The following is a 19,616-nucleotide window of genomic DNA, read 5'->3' on the forward strand; positions in this document are numbered from 1 at the left end:
TGGTCACTTCGCGCCCAGTGCCGACTGCAGCGCCTTGAGGTTGGACTCCATCACCTGGAAGTAGTCGTCGCCGCGGGACTTCTTCGTGATGCCCTCGATCGGGTCGAGCACATCGGTCTTGAGGTCCGCGTCCGCGGCGATGGTCTTCGCGGTCTTGTCGCTGACGAGGGTCTCGTAGAAGACCGTGGAGACGCCGTCGGCCTTGGCCATCTTCTCAAGGTCCTTGACGCGGTTGGCGCTGGGCTCGCTCTCCGGGTCCAGGCCGTTGATGGCCTCCTCGGTGAGGCCGTAGCGCTCGGCGAGATAGCCGAAGGCGGCGTGCGTGGTGATGAAGACCTTCGTCCTGGTGTTCTTGAGGCCGTCCTCGAACTGTGTGTTGAGGCCGTCCAGCTTCTTCACCAGGGCCGCGGTGTTCTTCTTGTAGTCCGCCGCGTTGTCCGGGTCGGCCTTCTCGAAGGCCTTGCCCACACCCTCGGCGACCTCGGCGTACTTCACAGGGTCGAGCCAGATGTGCGGGTCCTCGCCGGCGCCTTCCTCGCCCTCGTGGTCGTCGTGCTCGGCCGCGTGGCCGCCGACCTCGTTGCCGTGCTTCTCCAGGCTGGTGAGGGTGGCCGCGTCGATCTTCGTCTTGATCTCGGACTGGGCGACCGCGTCGTCGACGGAGGGCTGGAGGTTCTTCAGATAGAGGGCCACGTCCGACTCCTGGAGCTGCGCGGTCTGCTTGGCGCTGATCTCCAGGTCGTGCGGCTCCTGGCCGGGCTCGGTCAGCGTGCTCACACTGACGTGGTCGCCGCCTATTCGCTCGGCTATGAACTGCAACGGGTAGAACGACGCCACGACGTCGAGCTTCCCGCTGTTGCCGTCGGCCGCGTTGGACTCGGACGAGCAGGCGGAGAGGAGCCCGAGACCCAGGGCGGTGGCCGCGGTGACCGCGGTGCCGGTTACAAGACGTCGTCGTACGTTCATGACACCCATTTTCAACAAGTCTGGAAACGGTTGTCAATAACGCGCCTTGTGATCTGGGCTTCATCCCGGTATGGGAGGGGTGTGACGGGGGAGGTGGGGACGGTGGGTGGCCAGGACCCCAACCGATTTGATCCGGGGGGCGGGGCCGCCGGTAATCTGAAGCATTCGCTCTGAAGCATCGCTGTGAAGCAACCGCCCGCCCGTCTCCCGACCACCACCCCTCATCGAGGCGCTTCGCGCCGCACCAGTCAATTTTCGCCCGTCGTCGTAATGAAGAGAGCACCGTGGCCGCCGACAAGATCGACACCATCGTCAGCCTGAGCAAGCGCCGTGGCTTCGTCTACCCGTGCAGTGAGATCTACGGCGGCCAGCGAGCCGCCTGGGACTACGGGCCGCTGGGTGTCGAGCTCAAGGAGAACATCAAGCGCCAGTGGTGGCGCTACATGGTGACGTCGCGCGAGGACGTCGTCGGTATCGACTCGTCCGTGATCCTGGCGACGGAGGTCTGGGTGGCCTCCGGTCACGTCGCCACCTTCACCGACCCGCTCACCGAGTGCACCTCGTGTCACAAGCGCTTCCGCGCCGACCACCTTGAAGAGGCGTACGAGGCCAAGCACGGCAAGCAGCCCGAGAACGGCCTCGCGGACGTCAACTGCCCGCACTGCGGCAACAAGGGCCAGTTCACCGAGCCCAAGCAGTTCTCCGGCCTGCTCTCCACGCACCTCGGCCCCACTCAGGACAGCGGCTCCGTCGCCTACCTGCGCCCCGAGACCGCGCAGGGTATTTTCACCAACTTCGCCCAGGTCCAGCAGACCTCGCGCAAGAAGCCGCCGTTCGGCATCGCGCAGATGGGCAAGTCCTTCCGCAACGAGATCACGCCCGGCAACTTCATCTTCCGCACCCGCGAGTTCGAGCAGATGGAGATGGAGTTCTTCGTCAAGCCGGGCGAGGACGAGAAGTGGCAGGAGTTCTGGATGCAGGAGCGCTGGAACTGGTACACCGGCCTGGGCCTCCGCGAGGAGAACATGCGCTGGTACGACCACCCGGCCGAGAAGCTCTCGCACTACTCCAAGCGCACCGCCGACATCGAGTACCGCTTCCAGTTCGGCGGCAACGAGTGGGGTGAGCTGGAGGGCGTCGCCAACCGCACGGACTACGACCTCTCCGCGCACTCCAAGGCCTCCGGCCAGGACCTCTCCTACTTCGACCAGGAGGCCGGCGAGCGCTGGACTCCGTACGTCATCGAGCCCGCGGCCGGTGTCGGCCGCGCGATGCTGGCGTTCCTCCTGGACGCCTACGTCGAGGACGAGGCGCCCAACGCCAAGGGCAAGATGGAGAAGCGGACCGTTCTGCGGCTCGACCCGCGCCTTTCGCCGGTGAAGGTCGCCGTGCTTCCGCTTTCGCGGAACCCCGAGCTGTCGCCGAAGGCGAAGGGGCTTGCCTCCGCGCTTCGTCAGAACTGGAACATCGACTTCGATGACGCCGGGGCCATCGGTCGTCGTTACCGGCGGCAGGACGAGATCGGTACGCCGTTCTGTGTGACGGTGGACTTCGACACGCTCGACGACAACGCGGTGACGGTTCGTGAGCGGGACTCGATGAAGCAGGAGCGCGTGTCGCTGGACCAGATCGAGGGGTACCTGGCCAGCCGCCTCATCGGTTGCTAGTTCGTTCGCGGGTGGGCGTCTGCGTGGCTGGTCCTGGCTGCCGGCTGCGGGTTCGTCGTGGCTTGTCGCGCAGTTCCCCGCGCCCCTGAAAGCCAAAGCAGGCGGTTCGCCCCGGGCCTGAAGCAATGGGGGCCCGCGTCTCCGGAGAAGAGGCGTGGGCCCCTCTCAAATGCCCCGGTTCTGTCACGTCCGTAACGGATGTAATGGAACCGGGGTTTTTGCAATCCGGGGGGCGGGGGGTTCCGAAGGAGGGGGCAGACGGTCCGCAGGGGGCGGGCCGGCACCTTCACGGGGGTACGGATGCGCAAGCAAGCAGTCATGGGCGTACTGGCGATGGCGGTGGCGCTCGGGACGGTCGGTGCCGTCGGTGCCGGGGCGCTCGGCGGGTCGGCGGAGAAGGGGGCCTCCGGGTCCGGGATCGAGGCCAAGGGTGGTGGGGGCTCTCTGCCGGAGGCGCTCGCGCCCAGCGGGCTGCGGGCCGTCGGGCTCACGGCGGACCAGCGGCTGGTTCTGTTCCGCGTCGACCGGCCCGGTGCCGCGGTGCCGCTCGGCAAGGTCGCCGGGCTCAAGGGCGACCGGACGCTGATCGGTATCGACTACCGCGTCCAGAACAACAAGCTGTACGCCGTCGGGGACCAGGGCGGCATCTACACGATCCGTGAGGCGGGCGCCCGCGCCACCAAGGTCTCGCAGCTCAGCGTGGCCCTCCAGGGCAAGGCCTTCGGCGTCGACTTCAACCCGGCCGCCAACCGGCTCCGGGTCATCAGCGACACCGGCCAGAACCTCCGCCACAACCTCGACGACCCGGCGGGCGCACCGGCTCCCGGCACCACGGCCGTCGACGGCAATCTCACCAACCCGCCGGTGCCGCCGAACCCGGGTGCCACCGCACTCGGTGTGACCGGGGCCGCGTACACGAACAACGACCTCGACGCGACGACGGCCACCACCCTGTTCGACCTCGACACCACGCTGGACCAGGTGTCGGTGCAGTCGCCCGCCAATGCGGGCAACCTCGCGCCGACGGGCAAGCTGGGCGTGGACGCGCCCCTGAACTCCGGGTTCGACATCTACAGTTCGGCGCGGAACGGGACCAACACTGGTTACGCGGTGACGGGCAACAAGTCGTTCCGGGTCAACCTGCTGACGGGGAAGCTGACTTCGCTGGGCGCGTTCCCGCACGGGCGTCAGGTGGTGGATGTGGCGCTGCCGTTGAACCAGGGGTGACGGCAGCAACTGGCTTGTGAAAGGCGGCAGTTGACGGGTGGTGGTCGGCGGACCGTGAGGTCCGTCGGCCGCCACCCGTTCTGTTCTGCCCGGTCAACTTCCTTCGGTGGCGGGCTGCTTGGTGAGTTCCGTGGGCTGGGAGGGGAGGGCGTTCCCGCCCTCGGTGACGGGTGTCGGGGCGCTCACCGCCGCCTTCCGCGGCTCCTCCTGCTCCTCCTCCACGAACGGGAGTTCGCCGTCGAGCACCTTCCTGGCACGTGCCGAGTCCAGGGCACCCTCCCAGCGGGAGACGGCGAAGACGGCGACGCAGTTGCCGAGCAGATTGGTGGCGACGCGCATCGAGTCCATGATGCGGTCCACGCCGAGGAGCAGGGCGACGGCTCCCACGGGGATGACCCCGAGCGCGGAGGCGGTCGCGGACAGGGCGAGGAACGCCGAACCCGGTACGCCCGCCATGCCCTTGCTGGTCAGCATCAGGATCAGTACGACGGTGATCTGCTGGCCCAGGGAGAGGTCCACGCCGACGGCCTGGGCGATGAAGAGGGTGCCGACGGAGAGGTAGATCGAGGCGCCGTCGAGGTTGAAGGAGTACCCGGTCGGCAGGACCAGGCCCACGGCGTCGTCGCGGCAGCCGGCGTGGCGGAGCTTCTGCATCATGCGGGGCATGACGGTCTCGCTGGACGCGGTGCCTAGTGCGAGCAGCATCTCCTCGCGGGTGTAGCGGACGAACTTCCACAGGCTGACACCGGCGACCGCCTTGAGGGCGACGGCGAGCAGCAGCAGGAAGATCAGCGCGGTCGCGTAACAGACGAGGATGAGCTTGCCGTACGTGGACATCACGCCGACCCCGTACTGACCGACCAGGTGGGCCGTGGCGCCGAAGACCGCGAGCGGGGCGAGCTTCATGACGAAGCCGACGATCGCGAAGACGATCTCCTGGGCCTGCTGGACGGCGGGCAGGATCGCGGGCACCTTGGTGTGGCCGAGGTGGAGCACCGCGGCACCGGTCAGACAGGCCAGCACCAGTACCTGCAGCAGCGAGTTCTCGGCGAAGGCGCCGACCGCGCTGTCGGGCAGGGAGTGCAGGATGAACTCGCTGGTCGAGGGCAGCGAGCCGCCACCGGTCTTCTCGTCGACCGCCGAGGCGTCCAGCTTCGACGGGTCGACGTTCATACCGGCGCCGGGCTGGACGAGGTTCCCGGCGACCAGCCCGAACAGCAGGGCGAACGTGGTCGCGACCTCGAACCAGATCAGGGCCTTGAGTCCGATCCGTCCGAACGCCTTGAGATCACCGGCCTTGGTGATGCCGACGACCACCACGCAGAACACCAGGGGCGAGATCACCGCCTTGATGAGCCGGATGAACCCGTCGCCGAGGGGCTGGGCGGCCGTGGCGATGTCCGGCCACAGCTTTCCGACGAGGATTCCGAGGACGAGTGCGCAGGCGACCTGCGCGAACAGCGAGGTCCGCAGCTTGCGGACGGCGCGTCGCGGCAGGGACGGTACAGACGGTGGCACGGTGTTCCTCCAAGCGACTTCTGTCATACGGAAAAGAACTTCCGCATGGTGACCGTCGTCACTATGCCCCGCTCGTGTGATCCACAGAAGAACCCGGCCGCGGATCGGGCCAAATCTTGGATGTTGCTCCAAAAAACGGAGAGCGCGGCACGGCGGGGGTCCGGGTGGACCCCCGCCGCGCCGCGCTGTGACCGTGCCGGCCGGTGCTCCCTCAGCCTTCCGACGGATCCACTGTCGCCTGATGCGCCTCCGCGAGATGCTCCTCGGCCTTCAGCCAGGGCAGGAACTGGGCGGCCTTCCGCCAGCCGCAGGTGTCGCATCTGATCGTCCGCTGCACGCCCGAGCGTTGGACTCGGACGATGTGCTCGCGGCCGTGCTGGTCCCAGCGGCTCACCTTGCTGGTGTTGATCTGCAGCATGACGCCTCCTGGTGGTCGCGCTTTGCTTGCGCGCGCTAAGGAGTGTGCAGCAAGAACAACATCAACAGGGACACAACTGTGGTGAGTTGTGTGCGAATTCCGCGCACTGTTCCGTGTGTTCACGCGATGGTGCGAGGCAGTCGCAGGCTCAGTCCGGTGGTCAGGGCGACCCCGGCGAGCTGGACGAGAAGCGTCGTGACCAGGGCGTCCCGCATGCCGTGGCCCGGGGTGAGGGTGAGGAAGAGGGTGCCGAGGGTGGCCACGCCCAGAGCAAGGGCGGACTGCTGGGCCGTGATCATGACGCCGCTGCCCACGCCGGCGCGGGCCGGGGGCACCTCGGAGAGGATCACGCGGAAAAGGATGGGCAGTTGGAGGGCCTGACCGGCACCCGCGATGACCACGCCGGGCCAGAGTTCGAGACCGCCGACGTGGGGCCAGGAGCTCCACACCGTGAGGGCGAGGACGGCCACGCCGACCGCCTGGACCAGGCCGCCCGCGGTCACCACGCGCGTGCCCCACCGGGCCACCAGCCGCGGGCCCAGGAGCGAGACCACGAAGAAGGACACCGCCATCGGCGCCAGGGTGAGGCCCGCGCGGACCGGACTCAGGGTGACTCCCTGCTGCAGCGCCACCGCGATGACGAACATGAAGCCGCTGAAGCCGATCGAGAAGGGGAGGATCATCACCAGGCCCCGGCGCAGGGGGAGGTTCGAGAACAGACTCGGCGGGACCAGCGGGGTGCGGCCCAGACGCTCCGCCCGCCGCTCGACGAGATAGAAGGCCGTCGCCGCGACCGGGAACACCGCCAAGGACACCCACGTCCACAGGGGCCAGCCCGACGCCCGGCCCTCGGTCAGCGGGGCGAGCAGGGACACCAGGGCGATGGCCAGCAGGACCGTACCGGGGCCGTCCACCGGCGCGGGGTGCTGCGAGCGGGTCTCGGGCACGGCCTTGGCGGCCAGGAAGAGGCCCACCAGCACGACCGGCACGTTCACCAGGAAGACCGCGCGCCAGCCGGTGCCCGCGATGTCCGCCGCCACCAGGACGCCACCGAGGATCTGCCCGGCCACCATGGAGAGCCCGGCCGTGGCGCCGTACAGGCCCATCGCCTTGGCGCGGCGCGGGCCCGCGGTCGCCGACTGGATGGTGGCGAGGACCTGCGGGAGCATCGCCGCCGACGCCGCGCCCTGTGCGACGCGCGCCGCGACGAGCGTCCACGCGCTCGGCGCGAGCCCGCACGCCAGCGAGGTCAGCCCGAAGGCGATCATGCCGCCGAGGAACAGCCGGCGTCGGCCGAACATGTCGCCGAGCCGGCCGCCGAGGACGAGGAGCACGGCGTACGCGACTCCGTATCCGGCGACGACGAGTTCCAGGACCGCGTCGCCCGCGGCCAGGTCGTGGCCGATCGTGGGCAGGGCGACATTCACGATGAAGAAGTCGATGAGGGGCAGCGCCGCGCCGAGCAGCACGGTGAACAGCCCGAGCCCGCCGAGCACGGGTGGGGCGACGGGCGAGCGGACGGTACGGGAGGAGAGGGTTTCGGTCACGCTGTCGAGCGTGCTCCCCCTCTCAGACTGGTACCAGAGTCTCCTTATCCTGTTACAAGGAGTACCTGGAAACAGGGTCCGGGCGGCGGCACGCTGGAGGCATGACGACCATGACCGAGGAAACGGCGGTACGGGGGAACGGGGCGACCGGGTCCACCGGGGTGCGGGGGCGCGAGGCCCAGGCTCAGGGCGCGCCCGCGCGTGAGCCCGAGAGCGTGCGTGAGTCGGAGAGCGGGGCCTCGCGCGAGTCGGACATCCGGCGTCATGAGCTCGCCGCCTTCCTGCGGCACCGTCGCGAGCACCTCACGCCCGAGCAGGTGGGCCTGCCGCGCGGCCGCCGTCGGCGCACGCCGGGTCTGCGCCGGGAGGAGGTCGCACACCTCTCCGCGGTCGGCGTCACCTGGTACACGTGGCTCGAACAGGCCCGGGACATCCAGGTCTCCGTGCAGGTCCTCGACGCCCTCGCCCGCACGCTGATGCTCGACCAGAACGAGCGCGCCCACCTCTTCCAGCTGGCCGGTGCCGTCGATCCCACCCCGGCCTCGCGCTGCCCGACGATCACTCCGGCGCTGTTGCAGACGCTGGAGCAGCTGGAGCCTCTGCCGGCCTGCATCCAGAACAGCCGGTACGACGTCCTCGCGTACAACCGCACGTACGGGCGTCTGCTCTGCGACCTCGACGAGGTGCCGGCCGAGGACCGCAACTGCATGGTCCTCATCACGACGAACGAGCAGTGGCGTTCGTCGATCGTGATGCTCGACGAGTCGATCCGGCTGATGGCCGCCAAGTTCCGGGCCTCGATGGCCGGGCATCTCGCCGACCCCGCCTGGAAGATGCTGCTCAAGCGGCTGCGGGCGGAGTCGGAGGAGTTCCGTGAGGTGTGGGAGCGGCATGAGGTCGTCGGCTCGCGCAGCAAGACCAAGTTCTTCGACAACCAGTACGTGGGGCGGTTGACCCTGGTCCACACCGATCTGTGGCTCGGTCCGGGGGAGGGGCCGCGGATGGTCACGTACGCACCGGCGGACGAGGAGTCGCGGGAGCGGCTGGAGAAGCTGCATGCGATTGCTGTGGAGCGGGGTTGAGTGATTGTGGCGCGGGTTGAGTGTCTGCTGCGGGTGCGTGGGGGTTGCTCGCGCAGTTCCCCGCGCCCCTAAAAGCGGGCTGCGCCCCTGGCTTTTATCTTTTAGGGGCGCGGGGAACTGCGCGCTCAACCCCCACGGGCCGCACGTTCACACGACCCCTGCCGACTCCTTGATCTCCGGCGACTCCAGTCGCAAAGCCGTGCGCTCGGCCGTGCGCCGGGCCCAGGCCCCACTGGTGAGGGCGCCAAGCACCAGCACCGCCAGACCGCACGCGGCGATGATCCACCAGGCGGGGCGGGCCGCGGAGACGAACGTGTCCCGGTAGGAGGAGGAACCGACGCCGGAGGCGAGGACCGCGCCGATCACGGCGACGCCCAGCGTCTGGCCGATCTGACGGCTCGTGGAGGCGACGGCCGCGGCCACCCCGGCCTGGGCGCGCGGCATGCCGGAGACGGCGGTGTTGGTGATCGGGGCGTTGACGAAACCGAAGCCCAGACCGAAGAGGAAGTACCCGATGACGAGGGTCACGTTCTCCGTCTCGGCCTCGAAACCGGCGAAGAGCACACCGCTCGCGGTCATCGCCGTCCCCGCGATGAGAAGTGACAGGCGGGGGCCGCGGTTGCCGACCAGCCGCCCGGACAGGGGCGCGCAGACGAAGGTCATGACCGCCATCGGCAGCATCCACAGGCCCGCGTGGAGGGCGTCCAGGCCGCGGACGTTCTGGAGGTAGAGCGTCGAGAGGAAGAGGAAGCCGCCGAGTGCCGCGAACGCGCTGACCGCCACGACCGTGGCCCCGCTGAAGGGCGCCGAGCGGAAGAAGCGCAGATCGATGAGGGGTTCGTCGCGGCGGGGCTCGTACCAGAGAAGGGTGACGAGCGCGGTCAGCGCGATACCGCCGAAGGCGAGGGTCTGGCCGACGGCGGAGGAGGGCGCCTCGATGATCGCGTACGTGAGGGAGGCGAGCAGCGCGATCACCAGGAACTGGCCGACCGGGTCCGGGCGGCGGGCCTTCGGGGCGCGGGACTCGGGCACGTACCGGAGTGTGAGCAGAAGCGCGGTCAGGCCCACCGGCAGGTTGATCCAGAAGATCGAGCGCCAGCCGACCGAGTCCACGAGGAGGCCGCCGACCAGCGGGCCCGCGGCCATGGATATGCCGACCACGCCGCCCCAGACCCCGATCGCGCGGGCACGCTCGCGCGGGTCCGTGAAGGTGTTGGTGATGATCGACATCGCGACCGGGTTGAGCATCGAGCCGCCGACCGCCTGGATCATGCGGAAGACGACGAGCGATTCGAGGTTGGGCGCGAGCGAGCAGAGGACCGAGCCGATCGTGAAGACGACCACGCCGGCCATGAAGACCCTCTTGCGGCCGATACGGTCCGCCGTCGAACCGGCGAGCATCAGCAGCGCGGCGAGCACCAGGGTGTAGGCGTCGATCGTCCACTGCATGCCCGCCAGGCTCGCGTCCAGGTCCTTCTGCATGGCGGGCAGGGCGACATTGAGGATGGTGACGTCGAGGCTCACGATCAGCAGGCTCATACAGCAGATCGCGAGCACCAGCATGCGACGACGGTGGCTGAGCTCGGGCATGCCGACCAGGATACGCCCGCTTCGGTAGTGTGCCTAACTAATGAACGGAGCCGGTGGACCGGGCCGGCCGACCGCGGGCACGGGTGGCTTTCGTGGCACCGGTCGGCGTACGGGACAATGGGGGAATGTCCACGCCCACATCCACGCTGAACTCCGCCCTGCGGATCGGTCCGCACACCGTCCAGCCGCCCGTCGTCCTCGCGCCCATGGCCGGGATCACGAACGCGCCGTTCCGCACGCTGTGCAGGGAGTTCAGCGGGGGCAAGGGCCTGTTCGTCAGCGAGATGATCACGACTCGGGCGCTGGTCGAGCGCAACGAGAAGACGATGCAGCTGATCCACTTCGACGCGTCGGAGACCCCGCGCTCGATCCAGTTGTACGGGGTCGACCCCGCGACCGTCGGCAAGGCCGTCCGCATGATCGCGGAGGAGGGCCTCGCCGACCACATCGACCTGAACTTCGGCTGCCCGGTCCCGAAGGTCACGCGCAAGGGCGGCGGGTCCGCGCTGCCGTACAAGCGGCACCTGCTGCGGGCGATCCTCCGCGAGGCGGTGTCCGGGGCGGGCGACCTCCCCGTCACGATGAAGATGCGCAAGGGCATCGACGACGACCACATCACGTACCTCGACGCCGGGCGGATCGCCGTCGAGGAGGGCGTGACCTCGATCGCCCTGCACGGCCGCACCGCCGCCCAGCACTACGGCGGCACCGCCGACTGGGAGGCCATCGCCCGGCTCAAGGAGCATGTGCCGGAGATTCCCGTGCTCGGCAACGGCGACATCTGGTCCGCCGACGACGCGCTGCGGATGGTCCGGGAGACCGGCTGCGACGGGGTGGTCGTCGGGCGGGGGTGCCTGGGGCGTCCGTGGCTCTTCGGCGATCTGGTGGCCGCGTTCGAGGGGCGCGGGGGTGAGTACGCGCGTCCGACCCTCCGGGAGGTGGCGGGCGTGATGGTCCGCCACGCGACCCTCCTCGGGGAGTGGATCGGTGACGAGGCGCGCGGAGTCATCGACTTCCGCAAGCACGTGGCCTGGTACCTGAAGGGTTTCGCGGTCGGCTCCGAGATGCGCAAGCGCCTTGCGATCACGTCGTCACTGGCCGAACTCTCCGAGGGGCTGGAGGAGTTGGAGTTGGACCAGCCGTGGCCGACCGGCGCCGACGGGCCCCGTGGCCGCACGTCCGGCAACAACAGGGTTGTCCTGCCGGACGGTTGGCTCAAGGACCCTTACGACTGCGCCGGCATCAGCGAGGACGCGGAGCTGGACACGTCCGGGGGTTGAGGGTTCGGTGCGGGTGCGTGGGGGTTGCTCGCGCAGTTCCCCGCGCCCCTAAAAGCGGGGCTGCGCCCCTGGCTTTTGTCTTTTAAGGGGCGCGGGGAACTGCGCGACCAGCCCCCACCGGGCCCGCGCCCGAAGTCCGACCTCACGCACCCCCCACCGCGGTGAGCAACGCCAACGGAGCCGCCGCGGACCGGGATTCGCGGACGCACGCGTGCGGATACGGCACCGGCTCCGCATGCGTATCCCGCCCGTACCCCGCAAGAACCTCCGGCAGCCGATGCCCGGCCGCCGTCGCCGCGTCGACCAACGCATGGGCGACCGTACGAGCCTCGTCATGGAGCCCGTACCGCGCCAACCCCAACGTGATCAGCGCGTTGTCGTGGGGCCACACCGACCCCCGGTGGTAGGACAGCGGATGGTACGCGGGCTGGCCCGAGGCAACCGTGCGGACACCCCACCCGGAGAAGAAGTCCGGCTCCAGCAACCGCCGCCCCACCAGCTCCCCGTACTCCTTGTCCAGCAGCCCGGACCAGAGCAGATGCCCCGCGTCGGACGCCAGCGCGTCGACGTGGTTGCCGTCGCCGTCGAGGGCGAGTGCCGGGAAGGAGTGGTCCGGCATCCAGAAGTCCCGCTGGAACCGGTCACGGAGATCCCCCGCGGCCTGCTCCAGGAGCGCCGCGTACACCTCGTCGTCCCATACCGTCCGGGCCAGCTGCGCGGTCCGGCGCAACGCGTCGTACGCGTACCCCTGCGCGCCCGCGGCCATCACGGGGCCGGTCGGCCGCGAGCCGTCGCCGGAGCAGATGGCGCCGGGGGAGTCCTTCCAGTTCTGGTTGGCGAGGCCGCCCTCGTCCGCGCGGTAGACGAGATACCCGCGCGAGGTCAGCCCGCCGTGGTCCAGCATCCAGCCGATCGCCGCCCGGGCGTTGGGCTCAAGGCGGCGGGCGAGTGCCGTGTCACCCGTCTGTTCGACGTACGCGCCGAGGAGGACCAGGAAGAGCGGGGTCGCGTCGACCGAGCCGTAGTAACGCCCGTACGGCACCTGCCCGAAGTGGGCCAGCTCCCCGTGCCGCATCTCGTGCACGATCTTGCCGGGCTGGGCGACCGTGCCCACGCCGACCTCGGTCGCCTGGGCGGCGGCGAGCGCGGGCAGGGTGGCCGCGGCCAGCTGGGGGCGGTAGGGGAGCGCGAAGAGCGAGGTGAGGAGGGCGTCGCGGCCCAACAGGGTGAGGAACCAGGGGACTCCGGCCGCCGGGACACGAAGTTCCTCTCCGTCGGGGCCCGTTGCGGGCACCTGGAGCACGGCCAGGTCGGACAGGCCCCGCGCACAGGCCGCGGCCAGCTCGGGCCAGCCCGTCGGGAAGGGCACGCCCTCCGCGAACTCCCCTTCCAGCGAGAGGAGTCGGGCGTTGACGGCGGCCGGGGAGGGGGGCACCTCCGGGTGCGGCATACCGTGCGGGCGCGCCGCCACCCGGAGGGCCAGCTCGGCCGATTCGTGCGGCTGGAGTTCGAAGGTCCACACAAGGCGGCGCGCACCCGTGCCGGTCTCCTCCACGCCGTCCGGCGCGGGCTCGGAGGTCACGGTCGTACAGGACCGCCACTCCCCGCGCTGGTAGGTGAACTCCACGCCGTCGTCGAGGACTTGGCGGGAGCGGACCACACCGATCTTCGTGTACGTACGGTGGTCGGAGCGCAGCTCGAACTGGTCCGTGAAGTCGGCGTCAGCGGTGACCGCGATCCGGACCGTCGTCGGCGCAGGACGGTTGCTGGTGACGCGCAGCGACTCGACGAACGCCCCGTCCGCCACGGCCTGTTCACGGAAGATCGTGTACGCGGGCGGCTCCTGTCGGCCGCCACGCGGGACGAGCACACAGCGGGCCGTGTCGCCGTCCGCGACCGGCGTCAGCGCCTCGGGCACCGCCCCGTCGACGGTCAGCTGCCAGCGGCTCAGATGCCGGGCGTCGCGCACGAACAGCCCGTGGGGCGAACTGGCACCGCGCACCCCGTTGATGTCCCCGCCGTCGCCCACGGCCGCGAACGTCCCACCGTGCACGAGCAGATGATGCCGGTCCGTCATCGCCGGTCCCCTCCCTTGGCGCCCTTGCCGAACTCTTCCGTCGTGCTGTGCACCGCTTCGGGTGCCTCGTGCAGCAGGTCCAGCGTCAGCGCCGCGGTCCAGCTGAAACCGAGTGCTCCGCAGGCCTCGCCGGTGTACGGATCCACGTACTCCGCGAACCCGGACGTGTCCGCCGTCTCCAGCAGCGCGCCCCGCAGTTTCTCCGCGCGCGCGTGTTCCCCGTGCAGCCTGAGCCCGCGCTCCACCAGCCAGTTGGTGTTGAACCAGGCCGGACCGCGCCAGTACCGGTGCGGGTCGAAGGCGTGCCCGGTCAGGTCGTAGCTCGGGACGAGCCGGGTCGATCCGCCGAGCCCGAAGTGCGGCCCGTACAGCGTCCGTACGAGCGTGGCGGCCGTGTCGCGGGGGAGCGTGGGGAGCAGCAGCGGGACGAGTCCCGAGACGCCGCGCTCGGGGATCAGCTCGTCCGTGCGCACGTCCCGGCAGAAGAACATGCCCTCGGCCGGGTCCCACAGCCGCTCGACGAGCGCCGCGGTCAGCCGCTCCGCGCGCGCGTGCCGGGCCGTGCCCGTCGCGCCCAGCTCCCGCGCGATCCGCGCCAGGGCGTGCTCGGAGGCGATCAGCAGCGCGTTGAAGGCCGGGTCCTCCACCGCGAAGCCCGCGGTGCCGTCCGTGCCGTCGGCGTACCCGCCGTCCCGGTAGTCCGTCGCCAGCCGCACGTACCGTCCGTAGTCCAGGTCCGTCGGCCGGTCCTCCGCGGCGCCGTGGTCGAGGTCCGCGCGCCGGAAGGAGCGGGCCGGGGCGGGCGTCACACGGGACAGCGGGGCGTCCCAGCTCGGCGCGTTGTCCATGCCCTGCTCCCAGGGGTGGACCACCGAGGCGATGCCCCCGCCGCCCAGGTCCCGGCGGTGCAGCAGATAGCGGTGCCAGGCCGCAAGCCGCGGGTAGATCCGGGACAGGAAGGACCGCGCCCGGGACAGACCCGGGTCGGACACGTGCACCAGCCAGGCCGCGAGCGCGTGCACCGGTGGCTGCACGATGCCCGACGTCTGTACGGTGCGCGGGGCGCCCGCAGCGCGCCCCGCGGTCGAGGAGCGCCAGAAGTCGGGGCTCGGGAAGTACGCGTCGAGGGGGACGGAGGGGTTGAACACGATGTGCGGAATCCGGCCGTCGCCCCACTGCGCGTCGAGCAGGGTCTCCAGCTCGATCTGGGCCCGCAGCGGCGACAGATGGCGCAGGCCGATCGCGATGAACGCGGAGTCCCAGGACCACTGGTGCGGGTACAGACCGCGCGAGGGCACCGTGGACGTGCCGGTCCAGTTGCCGTGCAGTACCTCGGCCGCCCTGAGGTGCAGCGATCCCGCCGGGCGGACCGGATCGTATACGGCCACCCTGGAAGGGCCGATCTCACCGTGGCCGGAAAACGGCGGTGAGGTCGCGGTGCGTACGGGATCCGCGGTCCCGGTGCGACGGGCGGTGAGCTGGGTTGTGCGGTCCACTCAGGTCTCCCCGAAGACATGCGGCCGACCAGTTCGGCAGTAGCTACCGTAGGGTTACGTCTATTTAACACGCAAAACTCAATATGTAATGCAGAGTTGGTGAGCGCAAGGGGTTCGCATCACCGGAACCACAGGGAGTAGCGGAATGGCCACACGCGCCGGGAAGACCGGGAGCCAGGCGAGCTCCGGCGACCTGCTGGAGCTGGTGCGCAGCGGGCGCGCGACCACGCGCGGGGCCTTGCAGCAGGTCACCGGGCTGTCGCGGGCCACGGTCGGGCAGCGGCTCGACCGGCTCTTCCGGGCCGGCTGGCTGCGTGAGGGCGCCGCGGGCCCGGTGGACTCACCGCTCGGCGGCCGTCCCTCGGTCCGGCTGGAGTTCGACGACGCCCATGCCGTCGTCCTCGCCGCCGACCTCGACACCCGGCACGCCCGCGCCGCCGTGCTGTCCCTGACCGGCGAACTGCTGGCCGAGCACACGGGGGCGCTGCTGATCGAGGAGGGCCCGGACGCGGTCCTCGGCGAGCTGGGCCGCTGGTTCGCGGAGCTCCTGGAGAAGGCCGGACACCGGGCGCACGAGGTGTGCGGCATAGGGCTCGCCGTGCCGGGTCCCGTGGACAGCCAGACCGGCCGGGTCGTCCAGCCGCCGATCATGCCCGGCTGGGACGGCTTCGACATAAGGGGCCGCCTCACCCGCGCCTTCGCCGAGCACACGGGCGCCGGCGCCGTCCCGGTCCTCGTCGACAACGACGCCAACCTGATGGCGTACGGGGAACAGCGCACCGGCCACCCCGACTGCTCGGCGTTCGTGCTGGTGAAGGTCTCCACCGGTATCGGGGCCGGAGTGGTCGTCGGCGGTGAGATCTACCGGGGCATCGACGGCGGCGCCGGGGACATCGGGCACATCCGGGTCCCGGAGGGTGCCGACGCGCTGTGCAGATGCGGGTCGTTCGGGTGCCTCGCGGCCGTCGCGAGCGGTGGCGCGGTCGCCCGCAGGCTGGCGGAGACGGGTGTTCCGGCGGCGTCCGGCTCAGATGTGCGCGATCTGCTGGCCTCCGGGCACCCCGGCGCGGCCGCGCTCGCGAGGGAGGCCGGCCGGCATGTCGGTGACGTACTGGCGACCGTGGTGACGCTGCTCAATCCCGGCGTCCTGATGGTCGCCGGGGACCTGGCCGGGACCGCGTTCCTGACCGGCGTCCGCGAGCTCCTCTACCAGCGGGCCCTGCCCCGCTCCACCGCCCACCTGGACGTCGTCACCTCGCGGCTCGGCGAGCGGGCGGGTCTGGTCGGGGCGGGCGCGATGGTCGTGGAGCATCTGTACGCACCCGAGCGGGTCGAGGAGCGGCTGCTCGCCATGGGCGTGTGACGGTGACTCGCCGGTCGCTCGCGGTCACTCGCCGTCAGTCGCCATGGGCGTGTGACGGTCACGTTTCCGTCTCCGTACCGGTCCGCATGGTGAAATCCGGGCGCCGGAATCTGCGTGATTCTCGCCACGCCTGATCGGGGTTTCGCTCAGATGAGCGGATCTTGGGCGGCTGCACTTCTCAAAGGATGGCACTGAGTGCCACCCGTTGATCATTTACGGCGTGAACTCAGGCGTGCTGAGGGCCGCTCAGGTGAGCGATATTCCGGGTCTGGAGGTGTTGACTCGTTCAAGAAGTGAACGCGGTCGGGTCGTCCGGCTTGCCTCTCCTTGACTTTCGATCTGCTGGCGGACGAGTGGTTACAGCCGTATGACGCGCAAGTGGACGTACCCAGGCGCCTTCGATCTGGGTATGTTCCCCGTCGTCAGGGCAGCCACCGCGTCCTCGAGGAGTCGAGACCCGTGTCGGAAAACAAAGATCCCCACGTAGCTGAGAGCGGCGACAGCGGCGTCGCGGACGTGAAGTTCGTTTACGACTTCACCGAGGGCAACAAGGACCTCAAGGATCTCCTTGGTGGCAAGGGTGCCAACCTCGCCGAGATGACCAACCTCGGCCTTCCCGTGCCTCCCGGCTTCACCATCACCACCGAGGCCTGCAAGACCTACCTCGACAGTGGCGACGAGCCGGCGGCACTGCGTGACGAGGTGAGTGCGCACCTCGACGCCCTCGAAGCGAAGATGGGCAAGAAGCTCGGCCAGGCCGACGACCCCCTCCTCGTCTCGGTCCGTTCCGGGGCGAAGTTCTCCATGCCGGGCATGATGGACACCGTCCTGAACATCGGCCTCTCCGACAAGTCGGTGCAGGGCCTCGCCAAGCAGGCCGGTGACGACCGCTTCGCGTGGGACTCGTACCGCCGGCTGATCCAGATGTTCGGCAAGACGGTCCTCGGCGTCGAGGGAGAGCTCTTCGAGGACGCGCTGGAGGCGGCCAAGGACGCCAAGAAGGTCACCGTCGACACGGACCTCGAAGCGGCAGACCTCAAGAAGCTCGTCACCAAGTTCAAGAAGATCGTCAAGACCGAGGCCGGGCGGGACTTCCCGCAGGACGCGCGCGAGCAGATGGACCTCGCCATCCACGCGGTCTTCGACTCCTGGAACACCGACCGGGCCAAGCTCTACCGCCGCCAGGAGCGCATCCCGGGCGACCTCGGCACGGCCGTCAACGTCTGCTCGATGGTCTTCGGCAACCTCGGCCCCGACTCCGGCACGGGCGTCGCCTTCACCCGCGACCCGGCTTCCGGCCACCAGGGCGTCTACGGCGACTACCTGCAGAACGCGCAGGGCGAGGACGTGGTCGCGGGCATCCGCAACACGGTCCCGCTCGCCGAGCTGGAGCAGATCGACAAGAAGTCGTACGACCAGCTCATGCAGATCATGGCGACCCTGGAGAACCACTACAAGGATCTCTGCGACATCGAGTTCACCATCGAGCGCGGGCAGCTGTGGATGCTCCAGACGCGGGTGGGCAAGCGGACGGCGGGTGCGGCCTTCCGTATCGCCACGCAGCTCGTGGACCAGGGCCTGATCGACGAGGCCGAGGCGCTCCAGCGCGTCAACGGCGCCCAGCTCGCCCAGCTGATGTTCCCGCGCTTCGACGACGAGGCGAAGGTGTCGCAGATCGGCCGGGGCATCGCGGCCTCGCCGGGCGCGGCGGTCGGCAAGGCGGTCTTCGACTCGTACACGGCCGTGAAGTGGTCGCGTTCGGGCGAGAAGGTCATCCTGGTCCGCCGGGAGACCAACCCCGACGACCTGGACGGCATGATCGCGGCCGAGGGCATCCTGACCTCCCGCGGCGGCAAGACCTCCCACGCGGCCGTGGTCGCGCGCGGCATGGGCAAGACCTGTGTGTGCGGCGCGGAGGAGCTTGAGGTCGACACCAAGCGGCGCCGGATGACGGTGCCGGGCGGGCACGTGGTCGAAGAGGGCGACGTGATCTCGATCGACGGTTCGAGCGGCAAGGTGTACCTCGGCGAGGTCCCGGTCGTGCCGTCCCCCGTCGTGGAGTACTTCGAGGGCCGGATGCACGCGGGCGCCAACGACGCCGACGAGCTGGTCGAGGCCGTGCACCGGATCATGGCGTTCGCCGACCGCAAGCGCCGCCTGCGGGTGCGCGCCAACGCGGACAACGCCGAGGACGCGCTGCGCGCCCGCCGCTTCGGCGCCCAGGGCATCGGCCTGTGCCGTACGGAGCACATGTTCCTCGGCGACCGTCGGGAGCTGGTCGAGCGGCTGATCCTCGCGGACACGGAGGCCGAGCGCGAGGAGTCGCTGAAGGCGCTCCTGCCGCTCCAGAAGCAGGACTTCGTGGAGCTGTTCTCGGCGATGGACGGCCTTCCGGTGACCATCCGTCTCCTGGACCCGCCGCTGCACGAGTTCCTGCCGGACATCACCGAGCTGTCGGTCCGCGTCGCGCTCGCCGAGTCCCGCAAGGACTCCAACGAGAACGACCTGCGGCTCCTCCAGGCCGTGCACCGTCTGCACGAGCAGAACCCGATGCTCGGCCTGCGCGGTGTACGCCTGGGTCTGGTGATCCCCGGTCTGTTCACCATGCAGGTACGGGCGATCGCCGAGGCCGTCGCCGAGCGGAAGGCCGCCAAGGGCGACCCGCGCGCGGAGATCATGATCCCGCTGGTGGGCACGGTCCAGGAGCTGGAGATCGTGCGCGAGGAGGCCGACCAGGTCATCGCGGAGGTCCAGGCGGCGACCGGTACGGATCTGAAGCTGTCCATCGGCACGATGATCGAGCTGCCGCGAGCCGCGCTGACCGCCGGTCAGATCGCGGAGGCGGCGGAGTTCTTCTCCTTCGGCACGAACGACCTGACCCAGACGGTGTGGGGCTTCAGCCGGGACGACGTGGAGGCCTCGTTCTTCACCGCCTACCTGGAGAAGGGCATCTTCGGCGTCAGCCCCTTCGAGACGATCGACCGCGACGGCGTGGGCTCCCTGGTCAAGTCCGCGGTGAAGGCCGGCCGCGAGACCCGCCCCGACCTCAAGCTCGGCGTCTGCGGCGAACACGGCGGCGACCCGGAGTCCGTCCACTTCTTCCACGAGGTGGGCCTCGACTACGTCTCCTGCTCCCCGTTCCGAATCCCGGTGGCACGACTGGAGGCGGGGCGGGCGGCGTCGTCTTCACAGGGGAGCGACCACCGCTAGCGCGGGCTGCAGAACCCCGGCCCACCTTTGGGCCGGACTCGCGGAACCCCGGCCCAAAGGTGGGCCGGGCCCGCAGTACCCCGGGGCCGTCGTCCGCCATCCCACCCTCACCGACGGATCGCGGCTCCGGTGCACGAAAGACGAAGGGGCGGCGCCTTGTGCGGAGGTGCCGTCC

The 19,616-nt window shown here is 69.9% G+C and carries 13 protein-coding genes; 6 read left to right on the top strand and 7 right to left on the bottom strand.

From position 1 onward, the window contains the following. Positions 1-3 precede the first annotated feature (3 nt). Positions 4-966 (bottom strand): metal ABC transporter substrate-binding protein, encoded by a 963-nt coding sequence (locus tag JEQ17_RS31380; protein WP_200398273.1) that lies wholly within the window; start codon positions 964-966, stop codon positions 4-6. Positions 967-1,250: 284 nt separating this feature from the next. On the opposite strand from JEQ17_RS31380, the gene JEQ17_RS31385 reads away from it, so the two are divergent. Next, the gene (locus JEQ17_RS31385) at positions 1,251-2,633 is read left to right on the top strand and encodes a glycine--tRNA ligase (RefSeq protein WP_200398274.1); all 1,383 of its coding nucleotides are present in this window, start codon (positions 1,251-1,253) and stop codon (positions 2,631-2,633) included. 300 nt (positions 2,634-2,933) lie between these two features. Continuing rightward, the gene (locus tag JEQ17_RS31390; RefSeq protein WP_200398275.1) at positions 2,934-3,860 is read left to right on the top strand and encodes a DUF4394 domain-containing protein; all 927 of its coding nucleotides are present in this window, start codon (positions 2,934-2,936) and stop codon (positions 3,858-3,860) included. Between the two features lie 93 nt (positions 3,861-3,953). Here JEQ17_RS31390 and JEQ17_RS31395 read toward each other — a convergent pair whose 3' ends face one another. From JEQ17_RS31395 to JEQ17_RS31405, 3 genes are all read right to left on the bottom strand, one after another. Next, the gene (locus JEQ17_RS31395; protein WP_200398276.1) at positions 3,954-5,378 is read right to left on the bottom strand and encodes a cation:dicarboxylate symporter family transporter; all 1,425 of its coding nucleotides are present in this window, start codon (positions 5,376-5,378) and stop codon (positions 3,954-3,956) included. A gap of 211 nt (positions 5,379-5,589) precedes the next feature. Then, a complete protein-coding gene (locus tag JEQ17_RS31400; protein ID WP_200398277.1) occupies positions 5,590-5,796 on the bottom strand; it encodes a hypothetical protein in 207 nt (68 codons plus the stop codon). A gap of 119 nt (positions 5,797-5,915) precedes the next feature. Then, positions 5,916-7,343 (bottom strand): MFS transporter, encoded by a 1,428-nt coding sequence (locus tag JEQ17_RS31405; RefSeq protein WP_200398278.1) that lies wholly within the window; start codon positions 7,341-7,343, stop codon positions 5,916-5,918. A 101-nt stretch (positions 7,344-7,444) separates the two neighbouring features. On the opposite strand from JEQ17_RS31405, the gene JEQ17_RS31410 reads away from it, so the two are divergent. Beyond that, on the top strand, positions 7,445-8,425 hold the full coding sequence (locus tag JEQ17_RS31410) for a helix-turn-helix transcriptional regulator (RefSeq protein WP_234048446.1): 981 nt from the start codon (positions 7,445-7,447) through the stop codon (positions 8,423-8,425). A gap of 147 nt (positions 8,426-8,572) precedes the next feature. Here JEQ17_RS31410 and JEQ17_RS31415 read toward each other — a convergent pair whose 3' ends face one another. Next, on the bottom strand, positions 8,573-10,015 hold the full coding sequence (locus JEQ17_RS31415) for an MFS transporter (protein ID WP_200398279.1): 1,443 nt from the start codon (positions 10,013-10,015) through the stop codon (positions 8,573-8,575). Between the two features lie 125 nt (positions 10,016-10,140). Between JEQ17_RS31415 and dusB the strand changes: the two genes are divergently transcribed. Continuing rightward, the gene (gene dusB / locus JEQ17_RS31420; RefSeq protein WP_200398280.1) at positions 10,141-11,295 is read left to right on the top strand and encodes a tRNA dihydrouridine synthase DusB; all 1,155 of its coding nucleotides are present in this window, start codon (positions 10,141-10,143) and stop codon (positions 11,293-11,295) included. Positions 11,296-11,437: 142 nt separating this feature from the next. Here dusB and JEQ17_RS31425 read toward each other — a convergent pair whose 3' ends face one another. Both JEQ17_RS31425 and JEQ17_RS31430 read right to left on the bottom strand, forming a co-directional pair. Continuing rightward, positions 11,438-13,372, bottom strand: a complete 1,935-nt coding sequence (locus tag JEQ17_RS31425) for an amylo-alpha-1,6-glucosidase (protein WP_200398281.1) — start codon at positions 13,370-13,372, stop codon at positions 11,438-11,440. Further along, positions 13,369-14,868 (bottom strand): MGH1-like glycoside hydrolase domain-containing protein, encoded by a 1,500-nt coding sequence (locus JEQ17_RS31430; RefSeq protein WP_200398282.1) that lies wholly within the window; start codon positions 14,866-14,868, stop codon positions 13,369-13,371. The genes JEQ17_RS31425 and JEQ17_RS31430 overlap by 4 nt, the downstream gene beginning before the upstream one ends. Positions 14,869-15,013: 145 nt before the next feature. Between JEQ17_RS31430 and JEQ17_RS31435 the strand changes: the two genes are divergently transcribed. Then, positions 15,014-16,231 carry an ROK family protein gene (locus JEQ17_RS31435; RefSeq protein WP_200398283.1) on the top strand — a complete coding sequence of 406 codons (1,218 nt, stop codon included), beginning with the start codon at positions 15,014-15,016 and terminating at the stop codon, positions 16,229-16,231. Positions 16,232-16,690: 459 nt separating this feature from the next. Beyond that, on the top strand, positions 16,691-19,441 hold the full coding sequence (gene ppdK, locus JEQ17_RS31440; RefSeq protein ID WP_200398284.1) for a pyruvate, phosphate dikinase: 2,751 nt from the start codon (positions 16,691-16,693) through the stop codon (positions 19,439-19,441). The last annotated feature ends 175 nt before the right edge of the window (positions 19,442-19,616 follow it).

Source organism: Streptomyces liliifuscus (assembly GCF_016598615.1).
GTDB lineage: Bacteria > Actinomycetota > Actinomycetes > Streptomycetales > Streptomycetaceae > Streptomyces > Streptomyces liliifuscus.

Bases quoted from the DNA above. Each gene is read 5' to 3' on its own strand.
- JEQ17_RS31380 (WP_200398273.1), bottom strand. From the start codon at position 966: ATGAACGTACGACGACGTCTTGTAACCGGCACCGCGGTCACCGCGGCC.
- JEQ17_RS31390 (WP_200398275.1), top strand. From the start codon at position 2,934: ATGCGCAAGCAAGCAGTCATGGGCGTACTGGCGATGGCGGTGGCGCTC.
- JEQ17_RS31400 (WP_200398277.1), bottom strand. From the start codon at position 5,796: ATGCTGCAGATCAACACCAGCAAGGTGAGCCGCTGGGACCAGCACGGC.
- JEQ17_RS31410 (WP_234048446.1), top strand. From the start codon at position 7,445: ATGACGACCATGACCGAGGAAACGGCGGTACGGGGGAACGGGGCGACC.
- JEQ17_RS31415 (WP_200398279.1), bottom strand. From the start codon at position 10,015: ATGCCCGAGCTCAGCCACCGTCGTCGCATGCTGGTGCTCGCGATCTGC.
- dusB (WP_200398280.1), top strand. From the start codon at position 10,141: ATGTCCACGCCCACATCCACGCTGAACTCCGCCCTGCGGATCGGTCCG.
- JEQ17_RS31425 (WP_200398281.1), bottom strand. From the start codon at position 13,372: ATGACGGACCGGCATCATCTGCTCGTGCACGGTGGGACGTTCGCGGCC.
- JEQ17_RS31435 (WP_200398283.1), top strand. From the start codon at position 15,014: ATGGCCACACGCGCCGGGAAGACCGGGAGCCAGGCGAGCTCCGGCGAC.